The organism is Streptomyces sp. NPDC090994, assembly GCF_044768905.1.
Lineage (GTDB): Bacteria > Actinomycetota > Actinomycetes > Streptomycetales > Streptomycetaceae > Streptomyces.
Genome location: NZ_JBIVWS010000006.1, coordinates 102,331 through 124,836, shown reverse-complemented (window position 1 = coordinate 124,836; position 22,506 = coordinate 102,331). Strand labels below are relative to the sequence as shown.

Sequence of the window (22,506 nt, the reverse complement as noted above, 5' to 3'; positions counted from 1 at the left end):
GGAGGCGTTACGGGAGGCTGTTAGGGCGCGTAACACCTCGTTCGCCTAGGGGTTTGGGTGTTAGGCGCCCTAACAGCGTTACGGCTGTCAGGGGGTGTTACGCCGCAGCCATGGCGGGGATGATCCGCCACCTGCCGGTGGTGTTCGTCGGCTCCAAGCGGCCCTCCACAGCGGCCTCCTTCAAGCGGAGGGAAACCCACGACCGGGAGAGCCGGTTGCGGTCGCACCAGTCGGTGAAGTCCTTGGGGCCGACGATCATCTGTCCGGCTTCCTCGAACTCCGCGAGCGCGCGAGCGAACAGTTCCCGGGCCTCCTCGGGGGAGGGCTTGCGGCCGGTGTCCTGCCCGAAGATCGGCTGTTCGTCGCCCTGCTCGGCCTCGGGGAGGTCGGCTTCGGGGTCGATACCGGCGTCCTCAGGGTCCACGGGCGAGCGACCGTGCTGCGGCATGTCGTCCCCTTCGTCGTCCACGACGGTGAGCCGTGCCGCACCGGCCGCCGGGGCGGTGGTGTCGGTGCGGCCGGTGTAGGCGTTGCCGGCGACGCTCACGGCTGCTCCGGCGGTGACGGGGTCGGCGGTGGCGCCGTTGCGTGCGGCCCAGGTGGCCAGCAGTTCCATGACGGGCACGGCCCGGTGGGTGAAGCGGCGGGTGCGGCCCGGGGAGGGGTAGCGGTCCTCGGGGATGCCGGGGGAGACGACGTAGCAGTATCCGGGCCGGCGGTTGCCCCAGGCGCCGGGGTGGGCGCCCGCGGCCAGGACCTCATCCGGCAGGCAGAACCCTTCGTCGCGCGGGTCGCAGCCGAGCGCGATCACGGACGGCAGCGAGGCCCGGGTGGAAGTGGACATCTGGTCATAGGACGGGCGCTGAAGGGACACGATCAGCGAGATCCCCGCGGACCGGGCCTCCTGCGCGATGCCAGTGAACGCGTCGTCCCCGAGTGCGCGCAGGGTGTTGGCGGCTTCCTCGAACCAGGTGACCAGGAACTGCATGCCCGGGCAGCCGCAGGGGCGTCCGTCCGGCCGGCAGGTGTGCTCGGGGTCGTTCTGCTGCCCGGCGGCGGCGGGGACCCACTGGCGGTAGCTGTGGGCGCCGAGCCAGCGGGTGCGGGCGGGGATGACTTCCTGGACGGTGGCCACCATGACTTCCGTGTCGGTGCCGCCCTCAACCGCCCAGTCGAGACCCTCGCGCAGGGGCGCGAAGTCCTGGAACGCCTTGGGGTCGGAGAACCACACGATGACGTCCCGCCGCGAGAGGATCTCGGTGGCCAGGTTCAGGGCGGTGTCGCCCTTGCCCGACCCGGTGCCGCCCGCGATCAAGACGTGGGTGGAGTTGCGGCCGGCTTCGGGGTCGCCGGGCAGCCACATGACCAGCGGGGCCCCGTCGTCGTACCGTCCGATGACCAGCGGCTCAGCGATCGAGCCCCCCAGGTTGGAGGGGCCTTCCCACTCCACCACGTCCGCGAGCATGTCCTCGGGGACGATGACCAGGTCCCCGCGCCGGTTCGAGTCGGGGTCGGGCGTGTAGCGCACGGCACTGGTCGGCAGGTCCAGGGCGGAGGCGATGTTGCCCAGGGCCTTGGCCATGTCGTCGTTGGTCTGCTCACCGGCCGCGAGCGCGACCGGGGCGGTCACCCGGTTGGGTTCCACCTTCGCCGCGCCGATCTGCGCACGGGCCAGACCGATCTTCTCCATCAGGCCCTTGTCTGCGCTCTCGCCGGACGGGTCATCGTTGCGGCGCAGCACCATCCGCACGTTCCACGACAGAGCGACGACCGGGCCGCCCATGAGGAACAGGTCGTCCAGCGGCCCGGCGGCCGGACCCGCGAGGCACGCGGCGGTCAGCCACGCGGACCCGGCGGCCACGGTGATCGCGGAGTGAAGACGGCGCTGCTGGCTGGTCGACTTCCCCGCCCACCAGGTCGCAGCCGTCAGGGCCCCGGAGGCGAGCGTGAGGCCGACGCCGGCCGCGGCCGAGTCGCCCCACCGCCAGTTCCCGAGCACACCGGCCAGACCGGTGGCGCCGACCCCGAGCCACGGCGGCAGGTGCGGCATGGCCCGACGTGCCAGGTAGCCGCGGACACTGCCCCCGTCCCTGTCACCGGCCAGCAGACCAACACCGCCGTAGACCCCGGCGGTGTTGTCGTTCAGGTAGTCGCTGTGCCGCCCGCGGCGGCCACTGTTGCGTGCCATCAGCCCGTCTCCTTACTGCTGGGCCCAGTTCATGACCGGCCGCTGGGGCTTGCGGGCGCGGTGGCGGACCCGGTTGATCTCCTCCTCGAACTCCTGCTGGAACACCGCGTAGCAGGCGGCGGCGTTCTTCGCGGCGTCGCGCAGGTCGTCGGCGGACTTCTGCATCTTGCGGGCCACCTTCGCCGCGCGGATGCGGGAGCCGAACGCGCGCCCCTCCGGGTCCGGGACAGCGGCCAGGACGCTCTTGAGGATCTCGGCGCCCATCGCGACCTCGATGGAGAGGGTCACGGCGGCGGCCCGCAGGGTGTTGCAGTAGTTGCGCACCTGCGCCGGCGACGTGAACTCCGGCGCAGGCAGCAGCGCTTCGGCATGCGCGCGGCCCCCGCCCGTGCGGGCCATGCCGTTCTTGGTGTTGTTGACGGTGACGTTGATCGGCGGGACGAACGATCCGCCCATCGCGCCGACGAAGCCGCCCGCGGCGGCGCCGACGTTGGCGAACTTGTTGCCCTTGCCGTTGCCGGCGGCGCCGCCGGTACGCGTGGATGCTGCCATCAGAGCAGGTCCCTTCGGGTCAGTGGGTACGGCGGACGATCAGCCACGCGGACTGGGCGAGGATCAGGGTGAGCAGCCACCACAGCTCCAGTGCGCCGGCGAGCGGACCGGCCGCGGCGGCGGTGGCGAGCCAGGCCAGCGCGGAGGCGAGCAGCCCGGCCAGCGCGATGCGCCAGGCCAGGACGGTTCCTGCGGCGGGGCGGCGGCGCTGCATCAGCAGCAGCCAGACCAGCGGTCCGGCGGCGGTGGGGGCGAGGATCAGCCCGGACCACCACGCCATGACGTGCAGCAGCGCGGCCACGACCAGGGCCAGCAGGGCGAGCCCGGTCGGGGCCAGGGCGTGGCGGAAGCGCCACAGCAGCCGGCCCGCGAAGCCGAGGGCCTCGCGGGTCAGCGACGGACGCTCGGGGACCACGACGACGAACGGCTCCTGACGGCGCCGGCCGCGCTGGCGGGGGATACGGACGGTGGTGACGCCGGCGGCAGTCTTCACGCCGCGGGCACGGGTACGACTGGACACAGGAACACTCCTGTTCAGGAAGTCGGAGAGAGTGCAGAGCGTCGTGCGGTCAGGTCATGCACCAGCCGGAGTCGCAGCCGCTGTCCCATTCGTCGAAGGGCAGGGTGTCGACTCCGTCGGGGATCGCGGCGCGCAGGGGCCGGTTGAAGCGGGTCAGCCAGACGTGGTCTTTGCCGAGTTCGTCGCGGCGCCGGTTGAGGAGTTCTTCGAGCTGGCACGCCTTCTCGAACAGCTCGGGTTCGTTGCGGCGCATGTCGTGCCAGGTCTCGGGCCGGTGGAACGGGCAGAACCAGCACGACGACTTCGGCGGCACGGGCAGACCGGCAGCGCGGATGATGCGGGCGCAGTCGATGCGGCGGATGCCGCGTTCCAGCAGCGGGTATTCGATCCGCTCGTGCGGCTCGCACCGCCGGTTGTTGGCCCGCTGGATCTCGTCCAGGCTGATGCCGATGCCGACCGTGGCCGGCGCGTCCTTGGTGGCGCCGCGCCGTTTGAGTTCGTCGGCTATGACCTTGATTTTGAACTGGGCGGTGCAGGAGCGGGTGCCGGGGGCCCCGTTCGACATGCGCACCGGAATCTTCAGCGAGCGGGAGCCCTCCCGGGTGAGATCCTGGAGCAGGGTGCGGACCTCCCCGGAGCGTTTCATCACCCGGTCCAGGACGACCAGCTCTATGCCGTGCTCCTGGGCGTAGGGGATGGCGTACTGGCGCAGATAGCGCAGGGTGCCGGGGTGCTCGGAGTCGTCCCCGACGTTCGCCATCAGGAACGTGCGGTAGTCCAGCTCACCCGTGGCCGCGAGGACCAGGGCGGCGGTGGACTGCACGCCACCGCCGAAGCTGAACGATTTGACCGGAGCCGTAGCGGTCTGACTCATCGCGCCTCACCGCCCGCGATCACAAGCTCAGCGTCGCCGGCGTGCCCGGCATCGCGGAGTTCCTGGTACCGGGTGGAGACCCACCCGACCGACCAGCCGCACAGCTCCGCGGCCTGCCGCACCGGTAAACCGGCGCCGAACGCGGCGGACACGACCTTGCGTGCGCGGTCCTCGGGGAACTTCTCGGCGGCCGGGCCCAGCGCCAGCAGCGCGGCGCGTTCACGCTCGGCCCGCTCCTCGCGCTCAGCGCGTTCACGGCGTTCACGCTCGGCCCGCTGCCGGCGCTCCTGCTCGCGGCGTTCGGCGGCTTCGCGTTCAGCGCGTTCACGCTCCCGCTCGGCCTGTTCACGCTCGCGTTCGCGGCGTTCACGTGCCGCCCGCTCGGCAGCCTCCCGGGCGGCTTCCTGCTCCCGCTCTTCCCGCCGGGCACGCTCTTCCCGCTCGGCCTTTTCACGGAAGAGGGCGGCTTCGTGTTCACGCTGTTCACGCGCCAGCGCGGCGGCGTGCTCGCGTTCCTCCCGGGCCTCACGCCGGGCGGCTTCCTCCCGCTCCCGCTCGCGGCGTTCGGCCGCCTCACACTCAGCCTGCCGGCGTTCTTCCAGGGCGGTGACGGCGGCGGCAATGGCCCGGCGGTAGGCCAGGCCCGTCTCCGCGGTGACGATCAGCAGCAGCGGCGCGACCGCGTGCACGGCCACCCCGACCATGTCCCCGGCCAGCGCGGAATCCGCGACGTTCAGCGCCAGGGTCATGCAGCCGGTCATCCACCGCAGCGCCACCGGCCACCGCCCACCGCGCCCGCCCAACCGGGCCAGCACGGCATCCAGGCGGACCACGATGACCACCGCGGCGTCAACCACGAGGGGCAGGATCGGGGCTGTCCAGTCCCACTCGTCCGGCGTGTGTGCCGCGGCGAGCGGGGTCACGGTCAGGATCGAATACAGCATCGCGCCCGCCACGATCAGCCACGTGCCGGCCGACAGCGCGCGTTCCGCTGAACGGATCTGGTCGCTGTTCACGCGCCCGCCCCCGTCCATGAACGCACCTGAACGGCAGCGATCAGCACCACCGCAGAGGCGGGGTCGTCAGGGTCCTGGCTGTCCTCGACCCACGTCCACGCGGCGCCCGGAACCGGCTCGAAGCCGAGCACGCCGAGCGCCTCCGCGCGTTCCGTGAACGTCGGCACCGGGGCGGCCCGGTCGAAGGAGTACTCCGGCCACCGGGCGGCGGTGTTCATGAGGACGACGTACAGGCGCCAGCGTCCCTTAGACACGGACATCTGCGCCGTGAATACCCCGGCGGTCATGCCACGACCGGCGCGTCGGCGCCACCCTGGTTGGCCAGGTCCCGCCGTGCGGCCAGCACCCGGCGGCGGGCCCGGCGGACACGCCGCGCGTCCAGCTCGCTCGGGGTGCGGTCAAGCGTCATGATCTGCGCGTCGACCAGGTCGACCTCCGCCAGGATCAGCGGCATCTCCTGCTCGATGGCGTCCATCTCCGCGTTCGTCGGTTCCATCCACGGAGCGAACGCGGTAACAGCGTCCTGAAGTGTGACGATGTGGCTCATTGGGTCGTGGTCTCCCTAGCAGGTGAAACGGCCCGAACAGCGCCCCCGGTGTTCCAGCACCGGGGGCGCGCGCCGTTGGAGCGGTACTTCCGGCTCCCCGCGCTCCCGCCCGTACGTCGCCACGCAGTACGCGGGATGGACGGGCGGGAGAGGCAGCCGGCCCGCAGCGTCACGCGCTACGGGACCGAAGTCGGACCGGACTTCCGTGCGGCGCCGCCGATCGGTCCATAACGGGCGGCGCTCAGGGTCTTCGTCGGTGCATCGGGTGTCCTTCCGGCGAGGTCAACAGGGGGAAAGCACTGCAAGGGGGATCACGTCCCCACTCTCCGGCCGTTGCTCGCGGTCGCCGGGCCACCTCGCCAGTACGGGCCGAAACCCTGTTCCACCTGGCCTTTAGCGGGATTGCAGCGTCCCCGCCCTGTGCATTAGCGCAGCCCAAAGAAGGCCACTAGCCCCCACTGTCCTAGGACTGCGGTTCGCTTGAGAAGACAATGGCACGCAGTCCCAGGACAGTCAACAGTCCTGGGACTGTGCTTCACTGGTCGATGTCGACGGGAGGTTCTGCATGGCGCCGAAGTGGCGAGAGCTTGCGGACCGGATCGCAGAGAAGATCCGGTCTGGCGAATACGCGCCCAATCAACAGTTGCCGCAGATCAGGGACTTGGTGGAGGCCGGTGAAGGCTCCAAGTCCACTGTTCACGCGGCCTACAAGGCGCTGGAAGCCGAAGGTCTGGTGACGTCTTCCCGTGGGCACGGCACGGTCGTCCGCGACCGGCCACCGCTCAAACGACTGGGAATCGAGCGGTACGACAAAGCCAAATGGAGGGACGGCGACGAAGTCGCCTTCATCGCTGACCGGGTTGCGTCCGGCCGCTCGTACCGGCGCAACGAGCAGACGCAGACGGTCAGCAAGGTTCCGGCGCCACCAGCAGTGGCCGCAGCGCATGGCTTGCCCGAAGGGGCCGACGTCTACGCACGCGCACGGTTGGTCAAGGAAGGAACGCAACCCACACACACCCTGACCAGCTACTACCGCCCGGAGCACGTTGAGGGAACGCGCATCGTCGACCCGACTCCGGGGCCGGCCGGTAGAGGCGGTGGCTTCCGCGTGCTGTACGACGCGGGATACGAAATCGATCACATGCGGGAGACGCTGTTCGCCCGGGTGCCCACCCCTGACGAAGTGCAGCTCTTGCAGCTTGCCCCCGGGGAGTGGGTCGTAGAACTGCATCGAACGACGTTCACGGCCGATGGCACGGTGGTCGAGTTCGCGCTTGGCGTGCACGCGGCTACGCGCTTCTCATGGACGTACGACTTCGAGGTGCCCGACTCGGCGGCGGAAGGTGGAGCGGAGAAGTGATCTCGCAGCAGTCATGGGAGGACGCGCGTCGCCTCTGGGACTTCCAGCAGATGGGCCACGAGGTGCGCCCATGCTCGGTCGCCATCGGCCTAGGCAGTCATGATCTCGGGGTCGCCGACACCGCGGCGGCCCTGTACCACGACGGCATGGCGCCACTGATCGTTTTCACGGGAGCGACTAGCCGGACCACCCGTGAGCGGATGCCGCGCGGTGAGGCGGAGCACTACCGGGAGAGGGCCGTCGAACTCGGCGTGCCGCCGGACGCCATCCTCGTGGAGCCAGACGCCCGGAACACAGGAGAGAACGTCAGGTTCTCGCGCGCGCTGCTTGCTGATCAGGGCGTCACCGTGTCGTCGGTCTTGCTTGTCTGCAAGCCGTACGAGGAACGGCGCGCGTACGCGACGGCACGCAAGCTATGGCCCGAGGTGGAGTGGATCTGCGCTTCAGCGTCGATGACCTTCACGGAGTACGTTGCTTCGATCGGTGACGAACGCCTAGTCATCGACATGCTGGTTGGAGCCCAGCAACGGCTGATGATCTATCCGGACGAAGGATTCATGATCCGTCAAGAGATCCCGGCGGACGCCGAGACGGCGTATCGCCGTCTTGTCGCGGATGGCTTCACGAGCCGTCTCGTTCCGACTGCGGCGACACACGACTGAGGGGCCCTGCGGCCAACCTGTGGCCAGGAATCAGCCTGCCAGGCCCGGGAGGACCGCAAAGGCCCTGGTCACAGGCCGGTTCCTCTCGCGGTAGGGGCCGCTCTTGAAAACCGTCGTGGCAGCGATGTCACCGTGGGTTCAAATCCCACACCCACCGCGCAGAGAACGGCCCCTGACCAGGCAAGACGGTCGGGGGCCGTCCGTCGTCAGGTGGGTGGTGCGGGGTGTCAGGGCCGGTGTCCCGTCATGCGGGCCGCTGAGGTGAGGGTGGCTCGGGCCTCGGGTTCGGTGAGGCCGGTGTGGAGGGCCGCGTCGAGGAGGGCGTCGGTGAGGGCGGGGCCGAGGCCGTTCTCGTAGGCGCGGCAGGCTGCCCAGAACAGGCGGGTGTTGCGCTGGCCCTTGTGGGCGGAGCGGACGAACTGGACGAGGCCCTGGCCGTGGGCGGTGCCGGCGGAGGGCGTGGAGCGGCGGGTGCGGGGCGGGGGGAGCAGGAGGCGCAGGAGGGCGCGCGGGCAGGGTGCGGGCGCCAGGTGCGCGGTCCCGGGGGCGATGGCGTACACGCCGTGCCGGGTGCGGGAGCCGGGGCCGACGAGGTAGCCGCCGGCGCCGCGGACGTCGATGCCCGGGGCGAGGCGGCCGGCCGAGTTGGGGACGACGACGTCGGGCGGGCCGGTCAGCCAGAGGTGGCGGCCGCCGCTGGGGGTGAGGACGACCACCGTGGGCGGGATCGTGAACAGGTGCCGCAGGGCCAGTTCGCGCAGGGCGGTCGAGGAGTCGCCGTCCGGTTTCGTGTCCAGGTCGATGCCGATGAGGTGGTGCGGCGGCAGGCCGCAGGCGATGCCGTAGCCCGTGGCCCAGGGGGCGGCCGTGAACAGTTCGCGGATGCGGGCGGGGTCGGTGGAGGCGTCGTGGACCCCGTGGCCCGGGCGTCCGCACTCGCCGCGGCAGGGAGCGGGTCCGTCGGGGGCGTCGCGGTGGGGGGACCGCAGGGCCGGGAGCTTGGTCCGGGAGAGCGGGATGACGGCCAGTCCGCGTTCGGCGGCTGACAGGGCGTGTGCGAGGGCCGGCGTCGTGGCCTGCCGAGGGGTGGTGGCCATGACTTCATTTTCGTATGCGTGTTCGATGAAGGGAAGGGGGGTGCGCGGGGCGCGCGGGTGCGGGGCGGTGGGGACGGCGGTGCCGGAACGCTTCACCTCTTGCGGCGTTTGGGGTGTTGGCGTCTCTCCTGTCCTGAGTGCGACGCAAGGGTGCAAAGGGGTTTATCTACTTGTCCTCACGCTTGAGGGCGAATCAGGGCTATGGGGGTGGTTCGCCGGTGACCCGATGGGCAACTCTGATCACGCGACGTCGTGCACGGCGCCGGGGCGGATGGCCAACTGCCCTGGTGAACAGGCTGGTTCAGGTACTTCTCGTGTCGCCGGCAGCGGCCGGTGCGCACCTTCAGGAGGAACAACATGGCAAGCATCCGTACCGCTCGCGTCATCGCCGCCGTCTCCGCCCTGCCGCTCGCCGCCGCCCTCTTCGCCGGCGTGGCCACCGCTGACAACGGCGCCTTCGCGGACGACGGATCGAACGCGACCGCCTCCGAGGCCTACGCCGGCGTCATCGGCAGCGGCGTCGGTGACGACAACAACGGCAACTCGGCGACCACCCAGCAGCAGGCGGTCGGCTCGGGCGCCTCGAACCAGAGCAACACCGCGCAGGTCGACGGCTCCGCGTTCACGGCCATCAACCAGGGCAACGAGAACGTCGCCGTCAACTTCACCCCGCTGTGGTGATGAGCTGAGGGACCGGTGCGGGTGCGCTCACCGGCACCGACCCGGTCCCTCCCTCCGAAGTGTGGGTGTGCTTCATGGGGTCGCAACACGTCGGCGCGGCGGTACTCCGGTACCGTCGCGCAGGCGGTTTCCCCGCCGGGCGCCCGCCCTGCGGGCCCACTCTCCGGGCCCACTCTCCGGGGCCACTCTCCGCGCCCATCCTCCAGGCCGACCCCCAGGGGTGAACCCTCATCCGCCCTCCACCCCTCGTCCACCTACAGGAGGTGCGGCCGGCCCCGCCCCTACAACCTGAGGCGGAGCCCGCTTCGGGACCTGCGGGCGATCCGGGGCGGTACCCGTCGCTCATAGCGTTGAGACATGACCACACCCGTCTGCACCAGGGCTTCGGACGCCGCCAGGCCGGCGACGCAGACCTCGCCGTACCAGCCGTTCTCGTACCCGTCCTTCGCGTCGTACGTGAAGGCCCGGCAGCCGGTGCTGCTGCGCACCGCCCGGTCGCTGACCGCGAACCCCAGCGACGCGGAGGACCTGCTGCAGACCGCGCTCACCAAGACGTACGTCGCCTGGGAGCGGATCGAGGACCACCGCGCGCTGGACGGCTATGTCCGGCGGGCCCTGCTGAACACGCGGACGTCGCAGTGGCGCAAGCGCAAGGTCGACGAGTTCTCCTGCGACGAGCTGCCCGAGCCGGAGCCCGTGCCCGGCGGGAGCGACCCGGCCGAGCAGCAGGCGCTGCACGACGCGATGTGGCGGGCGATCCTGAAGCTGCCCGCCCGCCAGCGGGCGATGGTCGTCCTCAGGTACTACGAGGACCTCAGCGAGGCCCAGACGGCCGAAGTGCTCGGCGTCTCCGTCGGCACGGTGAAGTCGGCGGTCTCCCGCGCCCTGGGCAAGCTCCGCGACGACCCCGAACTCCACCCTGAGCTGGGCATATCCCGGTGATTCGGGGAACCGGCACGGGCTGCTCCGGATGCCGGTGAGCGGCCGGGCGGGCCGTCCCGACCCGGTCGGCCGGTGATCGATCACCGGTACCTAGTGACATACCGCCTGGTACGTGCGCAGAATCAGCGCACCCCTTACCGCCGCGTAGGCAATGTCGCCCCGGGAGGTCACCGTGCTGAGCACGATGCAGGACGTACCGCTGCTCATTTCCAGGATCCTGACCCACGGGTCGACGGTCCACGGCACCTCCCGGGTGACCACCTGGACCGGCGACGGGGACCCGCACCGCCGTTCCTTCGCCGAGATCGGCGCCCGCGCCGCCCAGCTCGCGCACGCCCTGCGCGAGGACCTGGGGGTCGGCGACGACGACCGCGTCGGCACGCTCATGTGGAACAACTCCGAGCATGTCGAGGCATACTTCGCGATTCCCTCCATGGGCGCGGTCCTGCACACCCTCAATCTCCGCCTCCCGCCCGAACAGCTCGCCTGGATCGTGAACCACGCGGCCGACCGCGTCGTGATCACCAACGGCTCGCTGATCCCCCTGCTCGCCCCCCTGCTGCCGCACCTGAAGACGGTGGAGCACGTCATCGTCTCGGGGGCCGGCGACCGGACCCCGCTCGAAGGGGCGTCCGCCCAGGTCCACGAGTACGAGGAGCTGATCGCCGGGAAGCCGGCCGCGTACGACTGGCCGGAGCTGGACGAGCGCGCGGCGGCGGCCATGTGCTACACCTCCGGCACGACCGGCGACCCCAAGGGCGTGGTGTTCAGCCACCGCAGCGTCTACCTGCACTCCATGCAGGTCAACACGGCCGAGTCGATGGGGCTGACCGACCAGGACACCTCACTGGTGGTAGTGCCCCAATTTCATGTAAATGCATGGGGTTTGCCCCATGCGACCTTCATGACCGGCGTGAACATGCTGATGCCGGACCGGTTCCTCCAGCCCGCGCCGATCGCCGCGATGATCGAGTCCGAGCGGCCGACGCACGCCGCCGCCGTCCCCACCATCTGGCAGGGCCTGCTCGCCGAGCTGACCGCCCGGCCCCGGGACGTCTCGTCGCTCACCCAGGTGACCATCGGCGGCTCGGCCTGTCCGCCCGCGCTGATGGAGGCGTTCGACGCGCTCGGCATGCGGGTCCGCCACGCCTGGGGCATGACCGAGACCTCCCCGCTGGGCACGGTGGCCCGGCCGCCGGCCCACGCGATCGGCACGGACGAGGAGTTCGGCTACCGCCTCACCCAGGGCCGGTTCGCGGCCGGCGTCGAGGCCCGCCTCACCGGGCCGGGCGGCGAACGCCTGCCCTGGGACGGCGAGTCGGCCGGTGAGCTGGAGGTCCGGGGCCCGTGGATCGCCGGCGCCTACTACGGCGGACCGGCCGCCGAACCCCTCCGCCCCGCCGACAAGTTCAGTGCGGACGGCTGGCTGAAGACGGGCGACGTCGGCACCATCTCCCCCGACGGCTACCTCACCCTCACCGACCGCGCCAAGGACGTCATCAAGTCCGGCGGCGAGTGGATCTCGTCCGTCGAGCTGGAGAACGCGCTCATGGCCCACCCCGACGTCGCCGAGGCCGCCGTCGTCGCCGTACCCGACGACAAGTGGGGCGAGCGTCCGCTGGCCACCGTCGTCCTCCGGGAGGGCGCCGAGGCCGGCTTCGAGGCCCTGCGCGCCTTCCTCGCCGAGGAGCGGGGGATCGCCAGGTGGCAGCTGCCGGAGCGCTGGACGGTGATCGATGCGGTGCCGAAGACGAGCGTCGGCAAGTTCGACAAGAAGGTGCTGCGCCGCCGGTACGCGGCCGGGGAGCTGCCCGTGACCCGTCTGTGACGCCGGTACGCGGTCGGGGGCCGGTCCGTGACCCGCCCGCGTCAGCGGTACGTCGCCGGGGAGCTGCCCGTGACCCGTCTGTGACGCCGGTAGGCGGCCGGGGGCCGGTCCGTGACCCGCCGCGTCAGCGGTACGTTGCCGGGGAGCTGCCCGTGACCCGCCCGCGCCACCGGTACTCCGCCGGGGAACGGCCCGTCACCCGCCCGCGTCAGCGGTACTCCGCCGGGGAACGGCCTGTCACCCGCCCGCGCCACCGGTACTCCACCGGGGACCGGCCCGTCACCCGCCCGCGCCGCCCGTGCGCGGTCCGGGAGCTGTCCGTCACCCGCCCGTGACGCCCGTGACGCCCCTGCCCCGGCGCGAGCGCACCGCCGTCGTCGCCCAGCCCAGCACCAGCCACGCCCCGGCCACCGCGCACACGCCGCCCCAGCCCCAGTGGGTGAAGGCGGAGCCCGCGAGGGCCGAGGCCGTGGCGCCGCCCGCGAAGCCGGCGACGACGTAGGCCGTGTTGGCGGTGGCCGGGGCGGAGGTGGTGGTCAGGGCGAGGGTCTGGTTGGCGACGTGGGAGGCGACCAGGGCCGCGTGCACCAGGACCGCCGCCGCGCACAGCGCCGCCATGACGTGACCGCCCAGCCAGAACAGCGGCACCGAGACGGCGGCCACCACGTACGCGGTCCGTACGACCCTGGCGGCACCGAACCGGTCCACCAGCCCGCCCGCCAGCGGGGCGACGACACTCGCCGCCAGCCCGAAGAGGCCGAACAGCCCCGCCGCGGCGGTGGTCATGCCGTACCCGCCGTCCCCGTCCCCGGTCAGGAGCAGCGCCAGCGAGGTCCACATGGCGCTCCAGGCGCCGTACATCCCGGCCTGGCGCACGCACGCGCGCCACAGGTCCGGCGAGCCGCGCAGCACCCCCGGCAGCGCGGCGAGCCCGGCGAACAGCGGTCCGCCGTGCCGGGGCGTCTCCCGGGGCAGGACGGCCGCGGTCGCCACGCCCAGCACGGCGGTCAGGACGGCGGCGCCGAGGAAGACCCAGCGCCAGCCGAAGGCCTGCCCGGCCAGCCCGCCGGCGACCCGGGCCGCAACGATGCCGGTGAACAGGCCCGCGATCACGGCCGCGACATGCCGGGCCCGGTGGTGGGCGGGGGCGCGCTGGGCGACCAGCGGGACGAGGAGCTGCGGTACGACGGTGGCGGCCGAGGCGACCAGGACGGCGCCGGCGAGGGCGTACGTCCCGTTGGTCGCCGCGCCGGCGACCAGGGCCGCGGCGGCGGTCAGGGTCAGGACGGCGACCAGCCGGCGCCGGTTGACCCGGTCCCCGAGCGGGGCGAAGAAGAGCAGGCCGGCCGCGTAGCCGAACTGCGCGACCGAGGCGAGCCAGGCCACCGCCGAGGGGGTGGAGCCGAAGTCACGGGCGATGAGGGGGAGCAGCGGGGCCGCGATGTAGATGTTGGCGGCCGTGGCGGCGGTGCAGACGGCTATCAGGGGGAGGAAGAGGCGGGAGCGGAGGGCGGGCCGCTGCCGTACGGGCGCGTCACGGACCTCGCCGTCGGCCGGGGCCCGGGTGGTCGGTGCTGCTGGTGACGACGACATGGGAGGACGTACTCCTTCACGCACTCGTGACTAACTAACTGGTTGGTTGGCTCCAACCACCGGAGTCTGCGACGCATTCCCGGCCAGTGTCAACCAAACAGTTGGTTACCGCGTGCGGCTACCCTGGCCCCATGGCAGCAAGGGACCCCGAGGCCACCAAGGCCCGGATCTTCGAGGCGGCGGTGGCGGAGTTCGCCGCGCACGGTGTCGCGGGCGCCCGCATCGACCGCATCGCGGCCGAGGCCAAGGCCAACAAGCAGCTCATCTACGCCTACTACGGCAACAAGACGGAGCTGTTCGCGACCGTTCTTGAGCACAAGATGGTCGACCTGGCCGGCTCGGTCCCCTTCGACCCGGACGACATCGAGGGCTGGGTCGACCGCCTGATGGACTACCACGCCGCCCACCCCGAACTGCTGCGCCTGCTCTTCTGGGAGGGCCTGGAGTACGGCGCCGCCGAACTCCCCCACGAGGCCGAACGCCAGGAGCACTACGCCCGCAAGGTCGCCGCCGTACGGGACGGCCAGCGGCGCGGGGTGGTCACCGACGCGATCCCCGCCCCCGACCTGCTCTTCCTGCTGGTCGCGATGACCAACTGGGCGATGGTCGTCCCCCAGATGAAACGCATCCTGGTCGGCGGCGAGACCCCCGACGCCGCCCGCCTGCGCGATTCCATCAAGGAGGCGGCGCGCAGGATCGTCGCCGTCGAGGGTCGTTAGTTGGTGCCGATCCGGGCGAGCAGTTCCACGATCCGGGCCTGCACCTCGGGGCTGGTGGACCGCTCCGCCAGGAACAGCACCGTCTCGCCCGAGGCCAGCCGCGGCAGGTCGGCCTGGTCGACGGCGGCGGTGTAGACGACGAGCGGGGTGCGGTTGAGCTGCCCGTTCGCCCGCAGCCAGTCGATGATCCCGGCGAATCCGGCGCCGGGCTCCCGGCGCTGGGTGCGCATCAGGTCCATCACGACCAGGTTCGGCCGGAACTGCCCCGCCAGCGTCACCGCGTCCGTGTCGCTCGCGGCCCGCGCCACCTGCATCCCGCGCCGCTCCAGTGTCGCCGTCAGCGCCAGCGCGATCTCCGCGTGCTCCTCGATCAGCAGCACCCGCGGCGGATGCTGCTCACTGTCCCGGGGCGCGAGCGCCTTCAGCAGTACGGCCGGATCGGCACCGTAGGCGGCGTCCCGCGACGCCTGCCCCAGCCCGGCCGTGACCATCACCGGCACCTCGGCCGCGACGGCCGCCTGCCGCAGCGACTGGAGGGCGGTCCGGGTGATCGGCCCGGTCAGCGGGTCCACGAACAGCGCGGCGGGGAACGCCGCGATCTGCGCGTCGACCTCCTCGCGCGAGTGCACGATGACCGGCCGGTAGCCGCGGTCGCTCAGCGCCTGCTGCGTACTGACGTCCGGCGCGGGCCACACCAGCAGCCGGCGCGGGTTGTCCAGCGGCTCCGGGGGCAGCTCGTCGTCCATCGGCTGCGGACGCGGCGGGTCCGCCACCTCCACGGCACCGCCGGGCCCGTCCAGCGGCTCGGGCCCCTCGGCGGCGTTCTTGTCCGGTGCCCCTATGGCGTACGACCGCCCGGTGCCCTGGGTCGGCTGCCCGATCCTGGGCGCCTGCTGCTCGGCCTGCGGATGCGGCCGGGCCGCCGTCCCCTGGGCGCCCTGGGCCCCTTGCTCCGGGCGTCCGGCGGCCGGGTCGGGCGGCGTACCGAGCTTGCGGCGGCGGCCGGAACCGTTCGGGTGGTGCGGGGCGGGCGTGGCCGTCGGCTGCTGCACCTGGGCGGCCTGCCGGTTGAACGGCACGCCCTGCCCCAGCGTCCGCACGCTGATCGACCGGCCCTGTGTCGAGTCCGGATCGACCGGGGCCGCGGCCTCGGCGGGCAGCGGCTGCGCCGCCCGGGGCGCGCTCTCCGGCGGCAGCGGGGTGCCCCGCCCGGAGGTGACGGAGGACTCCGCGGCGCTCGGGGACGCGGGGGCCTGGTGCGGTACGGGGAGGCCGGCGCCGGACGTGTCACCGGCGGCGGGCCACGACTGCGGCCGGCCGGGACCGTCCTGCTGCGGGACCTGGGGCCGGGCGTGCGCCTGCGGCTGCGCCGGTACGTGCGCCTGCGCCGGAGCGGGCGCCGGCACGGAGGCCTGGGGCTGGTGCTGCGGCTGGGGCAAGGGCTGGCCGGCCCCGGACTGCGCCCCGGCCGCGTCCACCGTGGCCTCCGTCGGGCCCGACGCCTCCGGCGGCGTGCCGACCGCCCGGCGACGACGGCCCGTCGGCGCGGTGGTGGGGTGCGGCTGCGGCGGGGTGTGGTCCTCGCCCTGATCCAGCGGAGCGGCGTCGTGCCGACCACCGTCCGCCGGCCCGACGCCGGGACCGGCCGGAGGGGCGACCGGGGCGGGGGCGGGAACGGGTACGGGGGTTTGGCCGGAGGGGGGTACGGGAGTCTGACCTGGGGCCGGCACGGTGGGCCGGCCGGGGACCGGTACGGCGGGCCGGCCCGGGGCCTGGACCGGCATCTGCCCGGGAACCTGGACCGGGATCTGACCGCCCACAGGCGGTACGGGCGTCTGGGCCGGGGCCGGGGCCGACGGCTGTCCTGGAATCGGCACCGAGGGCCGGCCCGCAGCCGGTACGGGGGCCTGGACCGGCATCTGCCCGGGGACCTGAACCTGAACCGGGACCTGATCGGTAACCGGTGCTGGTGCCTGACCGGAAGCCGGTACCGGCACCTGCCCGGCGGCCGCGACCGGCGGCTGGCCCGCGGCCGGTACCGGAAGCTGACCGGGAACCTGCTCCGCGGCCGGGACCGGCATGTGGCCCGCGGCCGACGCCGGTACGTGACCCGGCACCGGCACCGGCACCGGCCCCGCACCCGCACCCGATCCCTCACCCGGCACCGAAGCCTGCCCGGCCCCCGGGGCCACAGCAGTCCCCGGGGCCACAGGAGTCCCGGGAGCCACAGGAGTCCCCGGAACCACAGGAGCCCCGGGAGCCACAGGAACCCCCTGGGCCGCAGGGCTGACAGGAGCCCCCACCGCCCCAGAAGCCACAGCCTGCTGCCCGCCCTCCGGCGCGGCCGGGCGGTCCGCTTCGGCCGGGGGCAGGGCGAAGACCTGCCGGGGGCCCGCCTCCTGCGCGGCGGCGCGCTCGGCCGCCGAGGCCAGGGCCCGGCGCCGGCGTCCGGTCGGCTGGTCCGCCTCGGCCTGCTCGGCGGCCTCGCCGCCCTGCGCGGGAAGCGCCGGCGGCAGCGCGTGCTGCGCACCGTCGGCGCCCAGGGCGCGTCGGCCGGAGGCCTCGTGGACGGGAGTCCCCTGCGCCGGCGCGGGAACCCCGCGCGGCGGAACCGTCCCGCCCAGGTTGTTGCCCGTGGCCGCGGTCCCGGCGGCGTGCTCGGCCGCGGTGACGACGGCGCCCTCGGAGACCCCGGGAAGCCCGGTGGCCGCCTCCAGGGCGGCCGGACCGCCGCCCGCCTCGGCGGGCCGCCCGCGTCGCCGCCCCGTGCCACCGGACCCCTCGGCCGGAGCCGGAGCCGGAGCCGGAGCCGGGAGCGGCGGGGCCGCCTCGGGTTCCGGAGCCGCGCGGCGCCTGCGCCGGCCGGTCGGCGTGCCGGCTTCCGTCCCGTCGCCCCCGGCGGGGCCCCCGACCTCGCTCTCCAGGAAGGCGTCGACCGAGGCCCGCCGGGCCCGTCGCCGCCCGCCGCCACCGCCCGGCCCCTGCTCACCGGGTACGGTCCCGTCCGCCCCGGGAACCGGACCGTCCTGCACCGCTTCCTGCGCCGCTTCCTGCGCGGCCTCCGGCACCGGCGCCGTTTCCGGCACCGCGACGACCCCGCCAGGAGCCGGAACGGAGGCCGGAACGGCCCCCGCCCCGCCCCCGATCGGCACTTCGAGGACGTACGCGCTGCCGCTCATCCCCGGCACCTCGTGCGTCTGGAGCACGCCGCCGTGCGCCCGCACGATCCCGCGGACGATCGGCTGGTGCACCGGGTCCCCGCCGGCGTACGGCCCGCGCACCTCGATGCGGACGACCTCGCCGCGCTGGGCGGCGGCCACCACGACCGTGTTGTCCATGTAACCGCCCGCCGAGACGGGCGCGTTGCCGGTCGCGTCGACCCCGGCCACGTCGGCGACGAGGTGGGCGAGCGCGGTGGCGAGCAGCCGGGCGTCGACCTCGGCCTCGATGGGCGGCGCGTGCACGGCGAACTGCACCCGCCCGGGACCGACCAGCTCCACGGCCCCGTCGACCCCGGCCGCGACGACCGCGTCGAGCATGACCTTCGTACGGGTCACTCCGCCGCCCCCGCCGCCCTCGGCGTCGAGCCGCTGGTACCCCAGGACGTTGTCGATCAGGGTGGTGATCCGGGAGTAGCCGGCCGAGAGGTGGTGCAGCACCTGGTTGGCCTCGGGCCACAGCTGGCCGGCGTCGTCGGAGGCGAGGGCGCCCAGCTCCCGCCGCAGCTCCTCCAGCGGGCCGCGCAGGGACGTGCCGAGCAGCGTCAGCAGCTGTTCGTGCCGGGCGGAGAGGGCCTCGTAGCGGTCCTTCTCGCGCTCGCCGAGGGCGGCGTACCGCTCCTCGTTGGCGGCCAGCGCCTCCTCGTGCTTCTCGGTCAGTTCCTCCAGCTCGGCCACGTGCCGCTGGCGCAGCGCGGTCAGCTCGGAGGCGTGCTCCTCGGCGAGCCGCTCCAGCTCCTCGGCGTGGCGCCGGTCCGCCTCCTCCTTCTCCTTGACCAGCGCGTCGATGGGCCGCCGGTCGGTGAAGGTCATCACGGCGCCGACGAGCTGGTCGCCGTCCCGGACGGGGGCGGTGGTGAGGTCGACCGGCAACTGGTCGCCGCTCTTGGTGAACACCACCTGACCGCGCACCCGGTGCTTGCGCCCGGAGCGCAGGGTGTCAGCGAGCGGCGACTCGTCGTACGGGAAGGGGGAACCGTCGGCGCGGGAGTGCAGGACGAGGGTGTGCAGCTCGCGTCCGCCGAGGTCGCTGGCGCGGTAGCCGAGAGTCTGGGCGGCGGCCGGGTTGACGAGGACGATCCGCCCGTCGGTGTCCGTGCCGACGACGCCCTCGGACGCGGCCCGCAGGATCATCTCGGTCTGCCGTTGCGAGCGGGCCAGCTCGGCCTCGGTGTCGACGGTGCCGGACAGGTCGCGGACGACGAGCATCAGCAGTTCGTCGCCGGGATAGCCGTAGGCGTCGTAGGCCTGCTGGCCGGAGTCGAGGTTGGCGCTGGCGACCTCGACGGGGAACTCGGAGCCGTCCGTCCGTCGCGCCACCATGCGGGTCGGCTTGGTCCGGGCCCGGGGGTCGACGTGGTCGGGGCGCCGCATGGAGCCGGGGATGAGCTTGGAGTCGAACTCCGGGAGCAGGTCCAGCAGCCCGCGTCCGACCAGCGCGGTGCCGGGCGCCTCGAAGGCCTCCAGCGCGATGGTGTTCGCGTTGACGACGGTTCCGTTGGCGTTGACCAGGACCAACGCGTCCGGCAGCGCGTCCAGTATGGCTGCGAGGCGAGCAGCGCCCCGGGATGGCCTGCCGCTCACGAAACGCCTTCCTCCCTGTTACCGCACCTTGCCGACCGCTCGGGCCATCTTGCCAACCGGCCCGCGGCGTGTCACCCGAGGGAGTCTAAGGGCTGAGGTCCCGCCCGCGGCGCCGGATGGAAGGGACGCCGCACGCCGAAGTGACGGAGAACGCGTGTCCGTACGCCCTGACGTCGCGGGACCTTTGCGAGACCTTCGCGGAACCGTTCCGCTCCCTGTCCCCGGCCTGTCCGGGCGCCCCGGGCGTGTCCCGGAGCGCCCTCGGGAGGCGGGCGTCAGGAGGCGGCCCGTCCCAGGTCGGGCAGGAGCGGGACCAGCCGGTTCCAGCGGGCGATCCGGCAGCCGTCGCGCCGGTCGTACGTGGCGTCGACGTGCTGCCCGGCCCAGACGCCGGTGACGTGGGCGGTGGCCGGGCCGCCGTACTGCATGGTGCAGAAGCTGCCCTCGGGGACGGGGGCGAAGGCGTCCTGGCCCGCCCGGGTGCTCCGGTCCACGGCGGCGCAGGCGCCGGCCGGGTCGGGGTGGCTGCCGCGGCCGGGACGGCAGTACAGCTCGTACGTCCCGTCCTTGCCCGGGCCCGCGTCCCGGACGGTGATCGTCAGGTGATGGGCGCGGTCCTCGTCCCGGACCGGCGGCGGGGCGAAGGGGCCGACGGGGGAGGCGGGGATGGCGGCGGTGGGGGCGGCGGTGGCCGCGGCGGTGGGCGCGGCGGACAGGGACGCGAGGGCGGCGGCGCAGAGTGCGGTGGCGCCCAGGAAGCGGGTGACCTGGAACATGGCCTGTTCAACGCGTCAACCCGCCGGACGTTGCGCTCCCCCTGCCGACGGTAAGGGCTTTGCCCTGCGGGCCGCCCGCCTAGTACCGTGGGAGCCGATTGGTGACACCGCACTCGACTGTGTCATCATCGGCAAGCACCGCTCACGCGAGAGGGTGCGTTGTCTGGAGGCGTCGCCTAGTCCGGTCTATGGCGCCGCACTGCTAATGCGGTTTGGGTCTTAAAGCCCATCGAGGGTTCAAATCCCTCCGCCTCCGCACAAGAACACGAAGCCCCGGCCCCCGGCCGGGGCTTCGTCGTATGCCCGGCCTCCCGGTGATGGGCGTTTCCGCAGGTCACAAGGGGTGCGGGGATCGGATTTCACATGACGGCGGCAGTCATGTAATGTTCTTCCTGTCGCCGCGAGCGGGCCGGAAGGACGAAAGCGGAGACGACAACAGAACAGCAGCAAGACAAGCACTCGTAGCTTAACGGATAGAGCATCTGACTACGGATCAGAAGGTTGCAGGTTCGAATCCTGCCGAGTGCACATCAGATCAGAGGCCCCGTGGATCAGTCCACGGGGCCTCTGGCGTATGTGCGACGGAAGGGAATCCCGGCATGGCCATCATCCACCGCACCGTCCTCAAGCCGACCAAGCTGGAGTTGCTCGGCTCCTGGCTGCCTTCCCGGCCCTGGTACCGCGGTGGCGCGGGCGAACCGGAACTGGCCAAGGCCGGCGGTTTCCGGCTGGACGACCCGCAGGGCGCGGTCGGGATCGAGTTCATGGTGGTCACCGGGGCCTCCGGTCCCGGCCCGGTCGCCTACCTGGTGCCGCTCACCTATCGCGACGCCCCGCTCGACGGGGCGGAACGCGCCCTCATCGGCACGGCGGAGCACGGGGTGCTGGGGCGCCGCTGGGTCTACGACGGCTGCCACGATCCGGTGCTGCTGGCTCAGTTGACGGCGCTGATCGAGGGCCGGGTCCAGGCGCAGGACCAGAACATCAGCGACACCTCCGACCCGGAGATCACCCGCTCCTGCGCCTACGCGGGCCTCGCTCCCACGGGCTCCGCCGTCGAGGCCGTCGAGACCGTCAAGGCCGTCGAGGCCGTCGACGACCAGGAAGGCACGGAGCTGTCCGCGCCGTACGGGGCGGCCCTGCGTCTCCACCGGGTGCTGCGCCCCGCCCCGGCCGACGGGCCCCTGCTGCCTCCGGACGCGACCGGTCATGTCGCCGGCTCCTGGCTCCTGCCGGACGGCACGCGCGCGCGGGGGCTGTTCGCCGTCCTGCGTACCAGGCCCTAGCTCCGCCCCCGCAGCCGGCGTCCGGGGTCGGCGGCGTTGTCAGTGGTGCCCTCTACTCTCGTCAGAGATGGCACGGATGTGGCGGTGCACAGGGCTCCGGTGGTCGGCGCAGGGGCCCGTGCTGGGCTGGGACGGCGGGCGGCGCACCGCGCTGACCTGGGGGAAACGGGTGGCTTTCAAGGTCGCGGAAGGGGAAGGGGGCGGGCGGACGTGTGGTGGAGCGCGGGGGAACGTCTGCCCGCTGGGCGCGGCCGTACCGGGGCGGAGCACGGGGGGCCGGTGCGAGGAGTGCGCGCGGCTGGACCGGGCGCACTCCGTGGCCGCCGACGCGGTCGCGGACGATCCGCGTCCGTACCGGGTGTACCTGGCGTGGTTCGGGCCGGGGCTCGTGAAGGTGGGGATCACCGCGCTGGAGCGCGGACCGGCCCGGTTGCTGGAGCAGGGGGCGGTCTGCTTCAGCTGGCTGGGCAGCGGGCCGCTGATGGCCGCCCGGCGCAGCGAAGAGCTGCTGCGGACCGCCCTGCGGGTGCCCGACCGGATTCCGTACGCCCACAAGCGCGCCGTGCGGGCGGTGCTGCCCGGGACGGAGGCGGAGCGCGCGGCGGAGATCGAGGAGCTGCACGGGCGGGCGGTGGGGCTGGGCGGCTGGCCCGAGTCGTTGACGCCGGAGCCGTTCCGGGCTGTGGATCATGTCCGGGTGTTCGGGCTGGGGGGAGGGGCGAGGGAGTCCGGCGCCGGTTCCGGGGCCGGGGCGCTGCGTGCCGGGGCCGTGGGAGAGGTGACCGAGCTGGTCGGGGGAGGGACGGTCAGTGGTGAGCTGGTGGCGGCCGCCGGGCCGGATCTGCATCTGGCGACGGAGCGCGGGGTCGTCGTACTGGATACCCGGCTGATGACCGGCTGGGGTCTTGAGCCGGTCGGCGGTGACGAGCGGTTCGACGTACCGGTGCGGGCGCTGCGGGCGCTGCCGTCCTCGCGGGCGGTGGCGGGCGGGGTGCGGCAGGACGGGCTGTTCTGACCCGGGTGACCTCCGTGTGACCCGTGTGCCGGGAGCGTGTGCGGCTTC

19 protein-coding genes and 2 tRNA genes are annotated in these 22,506 nt (G+C 73.1%); 10 read left to right on the top strand and 11 right to left on the bottom strand.

Features of this window, described 5'->3' with window-relative positions; all coding sequences use genetic code 11:
- Nucleotides 1-97: 97 nt before the first annotated feature.
- The 7 genes from traB to ACIQR3_RS15560 are packed head-to-tail and all read right to left on the bottom strand — an operon-like array spanning nucleotide 98 to nucleotide 5,697.
- Nucleotides 98-2,188: a plasmid transfer protein TraB gene (traB, locus tag ACIQR3_RS15590; protein ID WP_403538667.1), complete on the bottom strand. Its 2,091-nt coding sequence runs from the start codon at nucleotides 2,186-2,188 to the stop codon at nucleotides 98-100.
- A 12-nt stretch (nucleotides 2,189-2,200) separates the two neighbouring features.
- Nucleotides 2,201-2,740, bottom strand: coding sequence for a plasmid transfer protein TraA (traA, locus tag ACIQR3_RS15585; RefSeq protein ID WP_403538664.1), 540 nt, complete (start codon nucleotides 2,738-2,740; stop codon nucleotides 2,201-2,203).
- A 19-nt stretch (nucleotides 2,741-2,759) separates the two neighbouring features.
- A complete protein-coding gene (locus ACIQR3_RS15580; RefSeq protein WP_403538662.1) occupies nucleotides 2,760-3,260 on the bottom strand; it encodes a hypothetical protein in 501 nt (166 codons plus the stop codon).
- Nucleotides 3,261-3,309: 49 nt separating this feature from the next.
- Entirely contained in the window at nucleotides 3,310-4,134 is an 825-nt protein-coding gene (locus ACIQR3_RS15575; RefSeq protein WP_403538660.1) for a phosphoadenosine phosphosulfate reductase, read from the bottom strand.
- On the bottom strand, nucleotides 4,131-5,150 hold the full coding sequence (locus ACIQR3_RS15570; RefSeq protein WP_403538658.1) for a DUF2637 domain-containing protein: 1,020 nt from the start codon (nucleotides 5,148-5,150) through the stop codon (nucleotides 4,131-4,133). The genes ACIQR3_RS15575 and ACIQR3_RS15570 overlap by 4 nt, the downstream gene beginning before the upstream one ends.
- The gene (locus ACIQR3_RS15565) at nucleotides 5,147-5,410 is read right to left on the bottom strand and encodes a DUF6303 family protein (RefSeq protein WP_403538655.1); all 264 of its coding nucleotides are present in this window, start codon (nucleotides 5,408-5,410) and stop codon (nucleotides 5,147-5,149) included. The genes ACIQR3_RS15570 and ACIQR3_RS15565 overlap by 4 nt, the downstream gene beginning before the upstream one ends.
- A gap of 23 nt (nucleotides 5,411-5,433) precedes the next feature.
- A complete protein-coding gene (locus ACIQR3_RS15560; RefSeq protein WP_403538653.1) occupies nucleotides 5,434-5,697 on the bottom strand; it encodes a DUF6284 family protein in 264 nt (87 codons plus the stop codon).
- A gap of 565 nt (nucleotides 5,698-6,262) precedes the next feature.
- Here ACIQR3_RS15560 and ACIQR3_RS15555 point away from each other — a divergent pair.
- Together ACIQR3_RS15555 and ACIQR3_RS15550 are read left to right on the top strand one after the other, a co-directional pair.
- Nucleotides 6,263-7,057, top strand: a complete 795-nt coding sequence (locus tag ACIQR3_RS15555; RefSeq protein WP_403538651.1) for a GntR family transcriptional regulator — start codon at nucleotides 6,263-6,265, stop codon at nucleotides 7,055-7,057.
- Entirely contained in the window at nucleotides 7,054-7,719 is a 666-nt protein-coding gene (locus ACIQR3_RS15550; RefSeq protein ID WP_403538649.1) for a YdcF family protein, read from the top strand. The genes ACIQR3_RS15555 and ACIQR3_RS15550 overlap by 4 nt, the downstream gene beginning before the upstream one ends.
- Before the next feature lie 227 nt (nucleotides 7,720-7,946).
- Here the strand turns inward: ACIQR3_RS15550 and ACIQR3_RS15545 are convergent, their stop codons facing one another.
- Nucleotides 7,947-8,816, bottom strand: coding sequence for a bifunctional DNA primase/polymerase (locus ACIQR3_RS15545; RefSeq protein WP_403538646.1), 870 nt, complete (start codon nucleotides 8,814-8,816; stop codon nucleotides 7,947-7,949).
- 357 nt (nucleotides 8,817-9,173) lie between these two features.
- Between ACIQR3_RS15545 and ACIQR3_RS15540 the strand changes: the two genes are divergently transcribed.
- From ACIQR3_RS15540 to ACIQR3_RS15530, 3 genes are all read left to right on the top strand, one after another.
- Entirely contained in the window at nucleotides 9,174-9,497 is a 324-nt protein-coding gene (locus ACIQR3_RS15540) for a hypothetical protein (protein WP_403538644.1), read from the top strand.
- Between the two features lie 357 nt (nucleotides 9,498-9,854).
- Entirely contained in the window at nucleotides 9,855-10,439 is a 585-nt protein-coding gene (locus ACIQR3_RS15535; protein WP_403538641.1) for a SigE family RNA polymerase sigma factor, read from the top strand.
- 151 nt (nucleotides 10,440-10,590) lie between these two features.
- The gene (locus ACIQR3_RS15530) at nucleotides 10,591-12,267 is read left to right on the top strand and encodes a long-chain fatty acid--CoA ligase (RefSeq protein WP_403538637.1); all 1,677 of its coding nucleotides are present in this window, start codon (nucleotides 10,591-10,593) and stop codon (nucleotides 12,265-12,267) included.
- A 321-nt stretch (nucleotides 12,268-12,588) separates the two neighbouring features.
- On the opposite strand, the gene ACIQR3_RS15525 is transcribed toward ACIQR3_RS15530, so the two are convergent.
- Complete coding sequence (locus tag ACIQR3_RS15525; RefSeq protein ID WP_403538634.1) at nucleotides 12,589-13,860, bottom strand: MFS transporter; 1,272 nt, start codon at nucleotides 13,858-13,860, stop codon at nucleotides 12,589-12,591.
- 131 nt (nucleotides 13,861-13,991) lie between these two features.
- Here ACIQR3_RS15525 and ACIQR3_RS15520 point away from each other — a divergent pair, with 131 nt between their 5' ends.
- Complete coding sequence (locus ACIQR3_RS15520; protein WP_403538632.1) at nucleotides 13,992-14,579, top strand: TetR family transcriptional regulator; 588 nt, start codon at nucleotides 13,992-13,994, stop codon at nucleotides 14,577-14,579.
- On the opposite strand, the gene ACIQR3_RS15515 is transcribed toward ACIQR3_RS15520, so the two are convergent.
- Both ACIQR3_RS15515 and ACIQR3_RS15510 read right to left on the bottom strand, forming a co-directional pair.
- Nucleotides 14,576-19,381 carry a PAS domain-containing protein gene (locus ACIQR3_RS15515; protein ID WP_403538630.1) on the bottom strand — a complete coding sequence of 1,602 codons (4,806 nt, stop codon included), beginning with the start codon at nucleotides 19,379-19,381 and terminating at the stop codon, nucleotides 14,576-14,578. The two genes, ACIQR3_RS15520 and ACIQR3_RS15515, sit on opposite strands and share 4 nt — an antisense overlap.
- A gap of 275 nt (nucleotides 19,382-19,656) precedes the next feature.
- Nucleotides 19,657-20,157, bottom strand: coding sequence for an SSI family serine proteinase inhibitor (locus ACIQR3_RS15510; protein WP_403538628.1), 501 nt, complete (start codon nucleotides 20,155-20,157; stop codon nucleotides 19,657-19,659).
- A 165-nt stretch (nucleotides 20,158-20,322) separates the two neighbouring features.
- On the opposite strand from ACIQR3_RS15510, the gene ACIQR3_RS15505 reads away from it, so the two are divergent.
- The 4 genes from ACIQR3_RS15505 to ACIQR3_RS15490 all read left to right on the top strand — a co-directional run bounded on the left by ACIQR3_RS15505 (nucleotide 20,323) and on the right by ACIQR3_RS15490 (nucleotide 22,458).
- A tRNA-Ser gene (locus ACIQR3_RS15505) sits at nucleotides 20,323-20,413 on the top strand.
- A 199-nt stretch (nucleotides 20,414-20,612) separates the two neighbouring features.
- Nucleotides 20,613-20,685, top strand: a tRNA-Arg gene (locus ACIQR3_RS15500).
- Between the two features lie 71 nt (nucleotides 20,686-20,756).
- Nucleotides 20,757-21,443, top strand: coding sequence for a 1,4-alpha-glucan branching protein (locus ACIQR3_RS15495; RefSeq protein ID WP_403538625.1), 687 nt, complete (start codon nucleotides 20,757-20,759; stop codon nucleotides 21,441-21,443).
- A gap of 67 nt (nucleotides 21,444-21,510) precedes the next feature.
- Nucleotides 21,511-22,458: a DUF2797 domain-containing protein gene (locus tag ACIQR3_RS15490; protein WP_403538623.1), complete on the top strand. Its 948-nt coding sequence runs from the start codon at nucleotides 21,511-21,513 to the stop codon at nucleotides 22,456-22,458.
- Nucleotides 22,459-22,506 lie beyond the last annotated feature (48 nt).

Bases quoted from the DNA above. Each gene is read 5' to 3' on its own strand.
- ACIQR3_RS15540 (WP_403538644.1), top strand. From the start codon at position 9,174: ATGGCAAGCATCCGTACCGCTCGCGTCATCGCCGCCGTCTCCGCCCTG.
- ACIQR3_RS15560 (WP_403538653.1), bottom strand. From the start codon at position 5,697: ATGAGCCACATCGTCACACTTCAGGACGCTGTTACCGCGTTCGCTCCG.
- ACIQR3_RS15555 (WP_403538651.1), top strand. From the start codon at position 6,263: ATGGCGCCGAAGTGGCGAGAGCTTGCGGACCGGATCGCAGAGAAGATC.
- ACIQR3_RS15520 (WP_403538632.1), top strand. From the start codon at position 13,992: ATGGCAGCAAGGGACCCCGAGGCCACCAAGGCCCGGATCTTCGAGGCG.
- ACIQR3_RS15575 (WP_403538660.1), bottom strand. From the start codon at position 4,134: ATGAGTCAGACCGCTACGGCTCCGGTCAAATCGTTCAGCTTCGGCGGT.
- ACIQR3_RS15565 (WP_403538655.1), bottom strand. From the start codon at position 5,410: ATGTCCGTGTCTAAGGGACGCTGGCGCCTGTACGTCGTCCTCATGAAC.
- ACIQR3_RS15490 (WP_403538623.1), top strand. From the start codon at position 21,511: ATGGCACGGATGTGGCGGTGCACAGGGCTCCGGTGGTCGGCGCAGGGG.
- ACIQR3_RS15530 (WP_403538637.1), top strand. From the start codon at position 10,591: ATGTCGCCCCGGGAGGTCACCGTGCTGAGCACGATGCAGGACGTACCG.
- ACIQR3_RS15545 (WP_403538646.1), bottom strand. From the start codon at position 8,816: ATGGCCACCACCCCTCGGCAGGCCACGACGCCGGCCCTCGCACACGCC.
- traA (WP_403538664.1), bottom strand. From the start codon at position 2,740: ATGGCAGCATCCACGCGTACCGGCGGCGCCGCCGGCAACGGCAAGGGC.
- ACIQR3_RS15535 (WP_403538641.1), top strand. From the start codon at position 9,855: ATGACCACACCCGTCTGCACCAGGGCTTCGGACGCCGCCAGGCCGGCG.
- ACIQR3_RS15525 (WP_403538634.1), bottom strand. From the start codon at position 13,860: ATGTCGTCGTCACCAGCAGCACCGACCACCCGGGCCCCGGCCGACGGC.
- ACIQR3_RS15510 (WP_403538628.1), bottom strand. From the start codon at position 20,157: ATGTTCCAGGTCACCCGCTTCCTGGGCGCCACCGCACTCTGCGCCGCC.
- ACIQR3_RS15495 (WP_403538625.1), top strand. From the start codon at position 20,757: ATGGCCATCATCCACCGCACCGTCCTCAAGCCGACCAAGCTGGAGTTG.
- traB (WP_403538667.1), bottom strand. From the start codon at position 2,188: ATGGCACGCAACAGTGGCCGCCGCGGGCGGCACAGCGACTACCTGAAC.